Origin of the sequence: Mesorhizobium sp. M7A.F.Ca.ET.027.02.1.1 (genome assembly GCF_004022985.1) — a bacterium.
Classification (GTDB): Bacteria; Pseudomonadota; Alphaproteobacteria; order Rhizobiales; family Rhizobiaceae; genus Mesorhizobium.
This window is the reverse complement of sequence record NZ_RZOL01000192.1, coordinates 1-11,445: the sequence shown is the minus strand read 5'-3', so window position 1 is coordinate 11,445 and position 11,445 is coordinate 1. Positions and strand designations below refer to the sequence as shown.

General features: G+C 63.8%; 11 protein-coding genes. 4 read left to right on the top strand and 7 right to left on the bottom strand.

The features are described from left to right. From EN749_RS20515 to EN749_RS20500, 4 genes are all read left to right on the top strand, one after another. A partial coding sequence (locus tag EN749_RS20515; protein ID WP_145990957.1) for a mannitol dehydrogenase family protein occupies nt 1-1,304 on the top strand: 1,304 nt, incomplete at its 5' end. 15 nt (nt 1,305-1,319) lie between these two features. Continuing rightward, nucleotides 1,320-2,003, top strand: coding sequence for an HAD family hydrolase (locus tag EN749_RS20510; RefSeq protein WP_128363846.1), 684 nt, complete (start codon nt 1,320-1,322; stop codon nt 2,001-2,003). Next, entirely contained in the window at nt 2,000-3,586 is a 1,587-nt protein-coding gene (locus EN749_RS20505) for an FGGY-family carbohydrate kinase (RefSeq protein ID WP_128363845.1), read from the top strand. Before EN749_RS20510 ends, EN749_RS20505 begins: the two co-directional genes overlap by 4 nt. A 167-nt stretch (nt 3,587-3,753) precedes the next feature. Beyond that, nucleotides 3,754-5,157, top strand: a complete 1,404-nt coding sequence (locus tag EN749_RS20500; RefSeq protein WP_128363844.1) for an MATE family efflux transporter — start codon at nt 3,754-3,756, stop codon at nt 5,155-5,157. Nucleotides 5,158-5,256: 99 nt separating this feature from the next. Here EN749_RS20500 and EN749_RS20495 read toward each other — a convergent pair whose 3' ends face one another. From EN749_RS20495 to EN749_RS20465, 7 genes are all read right to left on the bottom strand, one after another. Then, nucleotides 5,257-5,838 (bottom strand): cupin domain-containing protein, encoded by a 582-nt coding sequence (locus tag EN749_RS20495; protein WP_027040059.1) that lies wholly within the window; start codon nt 5,836-5,838, stop codon nt 5,257-5,259. A 1-nt stretch (nt 5,839) separates the two neighbouring features. Then, a complete protein-coding gene (locus tag EN749_RS20490) occupies nt 5,840-7,096 on the bottom strand; it encodes a cysteine desulfurase-like protein (protein ID WP_127808335.1) in 1,257 nt (418 codons plus the stop codon). A 70-nt stretch (nt 7,097-7,166) separates the two neighbouring features. Then, the gene (locus EN749_RS20485) at nt 7,167-7,931 is read right to left on the bottom strand and encodes a cyclase family protein (RefSeq protein ID WP_245491463.1); all 765 of its coding nucleotides are present in this window, start codon (nt 7,929-7,931) and stop codon (nt 7,167-7,169) included. Continuing rightward, the gene (locus EN749_RS20480; protein WP_027040062.1) at nt 7,928-9,106 is read right to left on the bottom strand and encodes an ABC transporter substrate-binding protein; all 1,179 of its coding nucleotides are present in this window, start codon (nt 9,104-9,106) and stop codon (nt 7,928-7,930) included. The genes EN749_RS20485 and EN749_RS20480 overlap by 4 nt, the downstream gene beginning before the upstream one ends. Then, nucleotides 9,103-10,152 carry a branched-chain amino acid ABC transporter permease gene (locus EN749_RS20475; protein ID WP_127808337.1) on the bottom strand — a complete coding sequence of 350 codons (1,050 nt, stop codon included), beginning with the start codon at nt 10,150-10,152 and terminating at the stop codon, nt 9,103-9,105. The genes EN749_RS20480 and EN749_RS20475 overlap by 4 nt, the downstream gene beginning before the upstream one ends. Beyond that, nucleotides 10,149-11,051 carry a branched-chain amino acid ABC transporter permease gene (locus tag EN749_RS20470; protein WP_128289353.1) on the bottom strand — a complete coding sequence of 301 codons (903 nt, stop codon included), beginning with the start codon at nt 11,049-11,051 and terminating at the stop codon, nt 10,149-10,151. Before EN749_RS20470 ends, EN749_RS20475 begins: the two co-directional genes overlap by 4 nt. After that, the coding region (locus EN749_RS20465; protein ID WP_128363842.1) for an ATP-binding cassette domain-containing protein at nt 11,048-11,445 on the bottom strand (398 nt) is incomplete at its 5' end. The genes EN749_RS20470 and EN749_RS20465, both read right to left, overlap by 4 nt.

The window sequence follows — 11,445 nt, the reverse complement described above, 5'->3', positions numbered from 1 at the left end:
ACTGGGCACTGATCGGCGCCGGCGTGTTCGACGGTGAAAAGATCGGCCGCGGCAAACTGGAAGAGCAGGACTGGCTGACCACGGTGGTCGAGCAGGACAGCGGCCATATGAGCGCCCGGGTCACCGGCGCCATGATCGACTTCCTGATGCCCGGCGATGCGGCCGGCATCATCGAACGGCTGGCCGACCCGGCGATCAAGATCGTTTCGCTGACCATCACCGAGGGCGGTTATTTCATCGATCCGGCATCCGGCGTGTTCAACCCGACCCACCCCGACATCGTCGCCGATGCGCAGCCCGGCGCGACACCGAAGACGGTGTTCGGCATCATCCTTGCCGGGCTGGTGCGGCGGCGCGATGAAGGCACCGTGCCGTTCACGGTCATGTCGTGCGACAACATTCCCCACAACGGCCATGTCACCTCGGACGGCGTCATCGGCCTGGCCCGTTTGATCGACGAGGATCTGGCGAACTGGGCCAGCGAGCATGTCGCCTTCCCGAACGGCATGGTCGATCGCATCACGCCGGCCACCACGGACCGCGAACGCGGCATCCTGGCCAAGGATTTTGGCCTCGAGGACAATTGGCCGGTATTCTGCGAGCCGTTCCGGCAATGGGTGCTGGAGGACCATTTCACCGGCGGCCGGCCGCCACTGGAAAAGGTCGGCGTGCAGTTCGTCAAAGACGTTGCGCCCTATGAATTGATGAAGATCCGCATCCTCAATGGCGGCCACGCGACGATTGCCTATCCGGCCGGCCTGATGGACATCCATTTCGTCCATGAGGCGATGCAGGAGCCACTGGTGAGCGGTTTCCTGGCCAAGCTCGAACGGGACGAAATCATCCCGACGGTGCCGCCGGTGCCGGACACGGTCCTAGAAGATTATTACCAGCTCATCGAGAGCCGCTTTTCCAATCCCAAGATCGGCGACACGGTGCGCCGGCTCTGCCTCGACGGCTCCAACCGCCAGCCGAAATTCATCATCCCGACCATCTCCGACCGGCTGAAGGCCGGAAAGAGCGTCGCCGGCCTGGCGCTGGAATCGGCATTGTGGTGCCGCTACTGCTTCGGCACCACCGACAGCGGCGCCGTCATCGAGCCCAACGACCCGAGCTGGGACCGGCTGCAGGCGACGGCAAAGGCGGCAAAGGATGCTCCCGCCGCCTGGCTCGCCATGGAGGACATCTATGGCGATGTCGGTCGCGCAACGGCGTTTGTCGAGGCCTTCGCCCATGCGCTCAACGTGCTGTGGGCGAACGGCGCACGCGCGACGCTGACGCGCTACCTCGCCGGCAAGCTCTGAGAGCCATTCTCGGCCATGACGCCTGAACTGGTCATCTTCGACTGCGATGGCGTGCTGGTCGACAGCGAGGCGCTCTCCGTCTCGGCGCTGCTCGGCATGGTCAAAGTCGCCGGCGGCAGCGTCAGTGAGGACACCGCCTACGAGCATTTCCTCGGCAGGAGCATGAAAAGCGTGCGCGAGATCCTCGGCCGCGACTTCGGACTCGATATCACCGACCTGCACCTGACCGAGATGCGCGTCGAACTGATGCGCAAATTCCGCGAGGAGCTGAAGCCGATCGCCGGCGTCAAGAAGATACTGCCGAAGCTTGGGCTGCCGTTCTGTGTCGCGTCCTCGGGCACGCTCGACCGCATCCGCTACGCGCTCGACGTCACCGGATTGCTTGGGCTGATGGAGCCGCATCTGTTCAGTGCCACCATGGTGGCCAAGGGAAAGCCGGCGCCGGATCTGTTCCTGCATGCCGCCGCCAGCATGCGGGCCCATCCGCGCAAATGCCTCGTCGTCGAGGACAGCCCGGCCGGCATCATTGCTGCGCGGGCGGCGGGGATGCGCGTGTTTGCCTTCACCGGCGGCTCGCATGCCGGCAACCCGACCTTGAAAGCGCGGCTTGCGTCGAGTGAGCCGGACTTTATATTCGCTGACATGCTGCAATTGCCCGATCTGATTGCAGGCCTGGGAGCGAGAGACAGAGCATCTTGACGAAACAGTTCGTTTGCGCGGTCGATGTCGGCACCGGGAGCGCTCGCGCGGGCATTCTCGACACCACAGGCACCTTGCTCGGTCGCGCCGAGCGGCCGATCGCCATGAACCAGCCGAAGCCCGATCACGCCGAGCATGATTCGCGCGACATATGGTCTTCTGTCTGCACCGCCGTGCGTGCTGCCCGCGAAAAAGCCGGTGTCGAGCCTGAGGACATTGTCGGCATCTCCTTCGATGCCACCTGTTCGCTGGTGGTGCGCGACCGGCAAGGCGGCCAGCTCAGCGTCTCGACCACGGGCGACAAGCGCTGGGACACCATCGTCTGGCTCGACCACCGCGCCATCGCCGAGGCCGACGAATGCACGGCAAGCGGCCACGCCGTGCTGAATTACATCGGCGGCGTCATGTCACCGGAAATGGCGACGCCGAAGCTGATGTGGCTGAAGCGCAATTTGCCGCGGACGTGGAATGAAGCCGGCTATTTATTCGACCTGACCGATTTCCTGACCTGGCAAGCGACGGGCTCGCTGGCCCGCTCGCAATGCACGCTGACCGCCAAATGGACCTATCTGGCGCATGAGGAGACAGGCTGGCGGCGCGATTTCTTCGAACTCGTCGGCCTCGACGATCTTTTCGAGCACGGCAGCCTGCCGGAAAAGGCCAGTCCCGTCGGCGCCGATATCGGTCGATTGACGGCGCAAGCGGCGGCCGAACTTGGGCTGAGCGAGAAATGCCGGGTCGGCGCCGGGGTCATCGATGCCTATGCCGGCGCGCTTGGCGTGCTCGGCGGCTTTGCCGATGACGAACAGGATATCGGCCGGCATTTGGCGCTGATCGCCGGCACGTCGAGCTGCGTCATGGCGATGTCGCCGGATCCGCAGCCCTTCGCCGGCGTCTGGGGGCCATATTACGGCGCGGCACTGCCCAGGCTGTGGCTGTCGGAAGGCGGGCAGTCGGCGACCGGCGCCCTGCTCGACCACATCATCCGCTGGCACGGCGCCGGCGGCGAGCCGGATGCCGCCATGCATGCGAAGATCGCCAGGCGTGTCGCCGAGCTGCGCGCCACCGAGGGCGACAACCTCGCCGCAAGGCTGCATGTGCTGCCCGACTTTCATGGCAACCGCTCACCGCTCGCCGATCCGCATGCCGTCGGCGTCGTCAGCGGGCTGACGCTGGATTCCTCCTTCGACAGCCTGTGCAAGCTCTATTGGCGCACCGCCGTCGGCATCGCGCTCGGCGTGCGCCACGTGCTGGAGGCACTGAACGAAAATGGCTATCTGATCGACACGCTGCACGTGACCGGCGGCCACACCAAGAATCCGCTGCTGATGGAGCTCTATGCCGACGCCACCGGCTGCACGGTGATCGAGCCGCTGGCCGACGAGGCGGTGCTGCTCGGCACCGGCATGATCGCCGCCACCGCTGCCGGGCTGTTTCCCGACCTCAACGCGGCCTGTCTTGCCATGCAGCAAGGCGGCAGGACGCGCTCGTCGAACCCGAAATCATCGGGGCGTTTCGAGCGCGACTACAAGGTTTTCCTCGAGATGCACCGCCAGCGGCGGATGCTGGACGCGATCCGCTAGAGCATTTGGGCCGGTCGCTGGCTCAATCCGTTCCTGTCCCTCCTCCCTTGCCTTCATGTCGCGTTTCGTCCAGAAGCTGACGCAAACGCCGCGCAACCGAAGGTTTTGCCGTTTGACATGCGGCTTCCGGCTCTGGCCGACGTGCCGTAGCTGGAAAGAGCGGAACAATGTCTGCGATCGAAGCCGGCGCTCGCGCGCCGGAAAATCTTTGGCGTCAGGAAATCAGGGCGACGCTGGCGCTCGCCTGGCCGATGGTGCTGACCAATCTCGGCCAGACCGCGATGACGGCCACCGACGTCATGATGATGGGTCGTCTGGGGCCGGACACGCTGGCCAGCGGCGCGCTTGGCGCCAACCTTTATTTCATGCCGCTGATCTTCGGCCTCGGCCTGATGCTGGCGACCTCGCCGATGATCGCCACCGAGCTCGGCCGCCGCCGCTATTCTGTGCGCGACCTGCGCCGCACCGTGCGCCAGGGCCTGTGGCTGGCGATCCTGATCTCGATCCCGATCTGGCTCGTGCTTTGGCACGGCGAGGGCATTCTATTGGCCATGGGCCAGGACCCGGTTCTGGCCCATCAGGCCGGCATCTATCTGCGCTGGCTCGAATGGGCGGTGCTGCCCTTCTACTTCTATATCGTGCTGCGCTCGTTCATCTCGGCGCTGGAACGGCCGGGCTGGGCGCTGGTCATCGTCTTCGTCGCCGTCGCCTGCAACGTCTTCTTCAACTGGGTGTTCATGTTCGGCAATCTCGGCGTGCCGGCAATGGGCATTGCCGGGTCGGGCCTTGCCACCTCGCTGTCCTCAGCGCTGATGTTCATCGGCATGGCTGCCGTGGTGATGCTGGAGAAGAAGTTCCGCCGCTACCGTCTGTTCGGCCGCTTCTGGCGGTCCGACTGGCCGCGCTTCAAGGGCCTGCTGCGGCTCGGCCTGCCGATCGCCGGCATCCTCGCCTTCGAGGTGACGATCTTCAATGCGGCGGCCCTGCTGATGGGCCTGATCGACGCGGATTCCCTGGCCGCGCACGCGATCGCCATCCAGATCGCCTCGATCTCCTTCATGGTGCCGCTCGGCCTCAACCAGGCGGTGACGGTGCGCGTCGGGCTTGCGCACGGCGCCGGCAATCCGGAAGGCGTTTCGCGCGCCGGCTGGACCGCCTTTGTCATCGGTGTCTCGTTCATGGCGCTGATGGGGCTGGTGATGATCCTGTGGCCGCATCCGCTGATCAGCGCCTTCATCGATCTGGGCAATCCGGCCAATGCCAGGGTGATCGAACTTGCCGTGTCGTTCCTGGTCTTCGCGGCGCTGTTCCAGGTCTTCGACGGCGCCCAGGCGGTGGCCGCCGGCATGCTGCGCGGCCTGCACGACACCAAGGTGCCGATGATCTATGCCGCGATCGGCTATTGGGGCGTCGGCCTGCCGCTCGGCGTGCTGCTCGCCTTCCATTTCGGCCTGCATGGCGTCGGCATCTGGATCGGCCTGTCGACGGGGCTGGCCGTGGTGGCCGCGCTGCTTCTGGCGCGCTGGCTGCGGCGGGATCGGATCGCGCCGCCGCTGGTGTTCGGGCATTGAAACAGGACGATTGGACCCGGCGGCTGTGTCCTGTGGACGTTGGCTCATTGAACAACGCCTTCGGAGCTGCCTCGAAATCCGGCACCGCGATGGAGGCGGTCAGAATGTCGGCGGCGTGTTGACCCAGAGGATACGGACCGTGGTCGAACCGATATTGCGGTAGCCGTGGCCGAGTTCGGAGTTGAAATAGAACGCGTCGCCTGCCTCTAGCGCCACCACGTTCGCTTCGACCAGCAACTCGACCGAACCTTCGAGCACGTAGCCGAATTCCTGTCCCTTATGGCTGATCAATTCGGGGCTGCCGCCGCCGGCCTCGATCACGTGGACATTGATCTGCAGCAGATATTCCGGACCGGATGGGACCAATTGCTCGAGCACGACATGGTTGCCCGAACGCCGATGTCCCGTCTCCATGTGCGGACGCTCGTTGTGCCGCAAAACGAACACTTCCGAGGCATTGTGCTGCAGCGTGCCGAACATTGCGTTCATGTTGATGCCCAGCGCCTGCACCAGCCGGTGCAGAGCCGCCATCGACGGCGTCGCGCGGTCGTTTTCGATCTTCGAGAGATAACCCTCTGTCAGCCCGATGCGAGCGCCGAGCTCTTCCAGGCTGAGGCCAAGCACCTGTCTGGCATGGCGCAGCTTGACGCCGATCCTCGGGGTTCCGTTTTTGTCGCGCATGTCAGGTTCGCGTCTTCATCCAGTCCGCCAGCTTCGCCAACAGGAAATCGACTTCCGCCTCGGTGTTATAATGGGCCAGCCCGATACGGACGACGCCGTTGCGGTCCGCAAGCCCCAGCCGCTTGATTGGCTCCAAACCGTAATTGTGGCCGTGCCAGAGATAGATGCCTTCCTTTGCCATCGCTTTGGCGATATCGGCGGGATCGGTTCCGTCAACGGTGATCGACACGGTAGGCACACGGCGCGCCAGCGCCACCACATCTGATATACCCTGGATCAAGACGCCATCAATTCTGGACAATCCGGCAATCAACCGTGCTGTCAGGACACGCTCATAACGGTCGGCGACTTCAATGCCGGCGACGATGCGCTCCCGCCGCGTCGCCTGCGGGTGAACGTTGCCGAAGGACTGTCCGAGCCAGGCATAGTGCTCGACGGCGCCAAGCACCCCGGCAAGCGCCTCGCGGCTTGTCGTCCCCGTCTCGAATTTTCCAGGTGGCGTGTTCGAAGCCGCGCGCACTCTATAGGCGGTCAGCGCCTGCAGCAGATCGAACCGGCCCCACAACACCCCGTGATGCGGTCCGAAAAATTTGTAGGCCGAGCAAACCAGGAAATCACAGCCAATCTCCTGGACGTCGATCACCCCATGCGGCGCGAACTGCACCGCGTCGATATAGCTCAGCGCCCCGACCGCGCGTGCGCGCTGCGCGATCCGCTTCACGTCGTTTATTGTGCCGGTAACGTTGCTGGCATAGCCGACGGCGACCAGCTTGACCTCCTCGTCGATAGTGGCCTCCAGCGTCGACAGGTCGAGTTCGAACGTTTTTGGATCGAAGTCGATCCAGCGCACTTCAAGCCCGCGATCCTCCGCCAGCATCAGCCAGGGTGCGACGTTGGCGTCATGATCCATGCGCGTCAACACGATGGCGTCGCCGGCGTTCAGATCGCGGCCGATGGCGCGCGAGACGGCGAACGTCAGAGTCGTCATGTTCTGGCCGAACATCACCTCACGCCGGTCCGCGGCATTGAAGAAATCGGCCATCGCCTGATGCGCGTCGTCGACCATCGCCTGGGCCGCGAGTGAGGTTTCGAAATAGCCACCAAGATTGGCGTTGGTCTCGATCATCGCACGCGTCATACGCTCGATCGAACGGCTCGCCATCTGGGTTCCCGCGGGATTGTCAAAGAAAATCCGCTTCGTCGGCGCGGCATCTTTCGCCATCGCCGGAAAAGCATCGCGGACTGTGTTTATATCCATGTCTGAATTCCGTGTCTGATGAACGTTGTGCGACGGTCCCTAGACCGCCGCCAGCTGCGGTTTCACGCGTTCAGCCGGCCGCTTCATGGATGGCGACAGCGCGAGCCGGGAAGCCAGATCCGGCCTTTGGCTTTGGCCAGCTTGCCATTATCAACGCGCCGGCTTCAGGCACCTTGTCGAGATTGGCCAAGAGCTCGATCTGCCAGCAGTCGCGGGACAGCACATAATATTCCAGGCTTGCGTCGCCTGCCGAAGTGGCGCGGCCGGGATCGGTGTCCATGCCCTCATGCCCGATCGCAGCGACACCGCGGCATTCCAAAAGTTCCTCCAGCACCGGCTTCGACCAGCCCGGCGCATGCGAGATACCGTCGGCCGACTTGTTCTGAAACGTCACGGGGTCTGGCCAGCGCGGCCACCACCCTGTGCGAAGTGCGACAAAACACTTTTCGGGGATACGGCCGTTCCGTGTCTCCCAGGCGGAAATGTCGTCGAGCGTCGGCGTCGCGTCGGGATCGGCGGCGACCCTGTCGCTGATATCGAGGATGACCAATGGCAGAAGCATCTCCGCCACCGGGAGTTGGTCGATCGAGCGGCCGCCGTCGATGAAGTGCACCGGCGGATCGACATGGGTGCCCCACTGTCCGACGAAGGCGTAGTGGTGGACCTGGAAGGCGTCGCCCTTCGAAAAATCGAGCAAGGCACGGCGTTCCTCGTCCGGGAAAGCCGGGAAATGCGGCTGGCCCGGATGAAACGCATGCGTCAGGTCGGTGAAGGTCGCGGCGGAGAGCCGCGACCTGTAGATGTCCCAAAGGGAACCCGGAGTGGACAAAATCACGGCTCCGCGACGAAGGTCGGTGCCGCTTCACTTGCCAGGACAAGCTTGCCGTCCTTGACACCGATGACCGAGACCGATTTGTCCGGCACCGAAATGCCTGGGCGGTAGGTGATCGTTCCGGTCACGCCGTCGAGCCCGGACGTAGCCGCCAGCGCGTCACGGATCTTGGCCGGATCCGGCGCGCCGGCACGCTTGATCGCGTCGGCCATCAGCTTGACCGAGTCGTAGCCGAGCGCAGCGAACGCGTTCTCCGGGGCATTACCGGCCGATTTGGTGTAGGCATCAATGAAGGCCTGCACCTTCGGGGTGGCGCCCTCGCCGATATAGGCGTGGGTGGTGAAGTAGGTGTCCTTGGCCGCGTCGCCGCCGACCTGGATCAGCAATGGCGTGTCGTAGCCGTCGCCGCCGACCACCGGCAGGTTGATGCCGGCCTGGCGCATCTGCTTCAAGATCAAGCCGATTTCCTCGGCATTCGACGAGGCATAGACGAAGTCGGGCTGCGGCGACAGCGCCTTCAGTTTGGCGATCTGCGCGGTAAAGGTCTTGTCGCCGATCTTGTAGGTGTCGCGCTCCAAAATCTTGCCCCCGCCATGCTCGTAGGCGGTGACGAAGTAGTCCGACAGCAGCGTTGTGTATTCGGTGCCGATGTCGGTCAGCAGGTAGGCGGTCTTGCCGTTCAGCTTGTTCAGCGCAAATTCCGCGCCAACCGCAGCCTGAACGTTGTCGCCGAAGGCGGCGAGGAAGATCTCGTTGCCGAGCTGGCTCGGCAATTTCGGCGAGGTCGCGCCGGGCGTGATGAACGGGATCTGCGCCTTCTGGACCTGCGGTCCGATGGCCAGCACCGAGTCGGAATCGGCGAAGCCGATGATGCCGACGACCTTGTCGCTGTCGATCAACTGGCTGGCGACGGTCGAGATCGTCGTCGAATCGCTCTTGGAGTCGTAGATCACCAGTTCTATCTGCTGGCCGAGCACGCCGCCGGCGGCGTTGATTTCGCTCGCTGCCAGCTTGGCGCCATTCAGCATCGGGCCGTCGAGCGAGGCCTGAATGCCGGTCAGGTTTGCCGGATAGCCGATCTTGATCGTGTCGGCAGCAAGTGCCGTGCTGGCCGAGGCAAGCGCGAAGAATGCGCCCAGTCCCAGGCCGATGGTGCCGCGTCGAGTGAGTTTGATCATGGTTTTCGTTCCTCTGTCTGGTTCACCGTTGCCGATCTTTGGGTTAATCCGAACGTAAGTTCCCGGTCCCCCATGATCCCCTTCGGCCGGAAGATCATGACTAGAATGAAGATGAAGCCGAGCACGATCTGGCTGGCGCCAAACAGGGCCGGCACCGCGAAATCGCCGATCGTGAAGCCGCGTTCGACCGAGCGCAGGACCTCCGACAACAGCGAAACGCAGATGACGCCGACGACCGCGCCGGTCAGGGAGCCCATGCCGCCCAGCACCAGCATTGTGATCAGGCTCATCGTCAGCGCGAAGTAGAAGGTGTTCGGCGAAAACGAGCCGAGATAATGTGCGTAGAGCGACCCGCCGACGCCTGAAAAGAACGCCCCGATGACAAAGGCGATCAGTCTGGTCCGCAACACGCCGATCCCGACAGCGCTGGCCGCGATTGTGTCGTCACGCACCGCCTTCATGGCGCGCCCGAAAGGCGAATAGACCAGGCGCGCCAGCACGAACACCGTGATGGCGAGCCAACCCATCACCCAGGGCAACGTCGTCTCCAGCGGCACGCCGGTAAAAGTGCGGGCGCCTCGGGTGAAATCCGATGCATTGATCAGCACTACGTTGACGATGATCAAGAATCCCATCGTCGCCACCGAAACGAAATAGCCCGACAGGCGCATCAAGGGATAACCGACGACCACGGCAAGCAGTGCCGTCAGAAGACCCGCCATCAGCGTCGCCGGCAGGAAGGGGAGGCTGAAAGCATGCAGAAACGTCGGCAGATGCGGCAGCAATGCCATCTTCTGCTGCACCGGAATCGACAGGATTCCCGAAATATACGCGCCGGCGCCGATGAAGCCGACATGACCGAGCGAAAACACGCCCGTAAAACCGTTGCTCAGCGACAGCGCCAGCACCAGGATTGCATTCAGCGCGATCAGCAGGATAATCCGGACGAAATAGTCGCTCAGCACGTGCGGTGCACCGAATGCGACAGCTGCCCCCGCCACAAGGACGACCAGGACGACGAGTGTGATCCACACTTCCCGGCTCACAGCTTTATCTCCCGGTTTGGCTGGAGCAGCCCGCCCGGGCGCACCAGGAGAAAGGCGATCAGCACAGCGAAGACGATTGCGTCGCGATAAGACGAGACGCTGCTCGGCAGGAATGCGACGATGAAGATCTCCAGCGCGCCCAATATGTAGCCGCCGACCAGGGCGCCAGCGATCGACCCGAAGCCGCCGATGATAGCCGCCACGAAAGCCTTCAGGAGCGGTGTGAAGCCCATCTGCGGCTGCACCACGCCGGCCTGTGCCGCCCACAAAATGCCGGCGAGGCCGGCATAGGCGGATGCGACGATGAAGGCGACGATGATCAGCCGGTTGACGTTGAGTCCGACAAGGTGTGCCGCCGACATGTCCTCGGCCGCGGCGCGCATGCCGAGCCCGGTCGTGGTGCGCGTGATGAACCAGCCGAGGAGCAGCAGCGACACGAAGGTCAGCGCGATGGTCAGCAGATTGATGCTCGTGAAGGTGATGGCGCCGTTCGACATTTCCCAGGAGGTGTTGAGAATATCGGGAAGTGGAAAATTGCGCGGCGAGGAGGTGAACACCAGGATGCCGACGTTTTCGATGATGTAGGTGACGGCGAGGCTCGTCAGCAGTCGCGCAACGTCGGGCGCGTCGCGGATCGGGCGATACGCGATGCGTTCGATGAGGAAGCCCGCGACGGCGGCGGCGGCGATGCCGCAGATCACGGCGACCGGGAACGGAACGCCGACTCCTGCCAGCAAGGCAACCCCGAAGGCGCCTACCATCATCACGTCGCCATGCGCGAAATTGGTCAGCTTGAGGACGCCGAAGACGATCGACAGACCGACCGCCACCAGTGCGTAGAGGCTGCCGAGGCTCACCGCATTGACGATCTGCTGCAGGATATAGTCCAGCTGGGTCATGTTGCCGCCCCGAGATATGCCTGCGCCACGCGTTCGCTGTCGCGCAGTTCCGCGGACCGGCCCGACAGCGCCACCTGACCCGTGCGCAGCACATAGGCGCGGTCGGCGAGGTCCAGCGCGAGCGTGATGTTCTGTTCCACCAGCAGCATCGTCATGCCCTGGCGCTTCAGTTCGGCAAGCGCGCTGAAGATGTGGCGCACCAGCAGCGGCGCAACGCCCAGCGAAGGCTCGTCGAGCAGCAGCAGGCGCGGCGCCGCCATCAGCGCACGCGCCAGAGCAAGCTGCTGCTGTTCGCCGCCCGACAGCGTGCCGGCCAGCTGCTTCAGCCGCTGCTTGAGAATCGGGAACAGCATGAACATGCGCTCGCTGTCTCTGACGACGGCCTCCTTGTCGG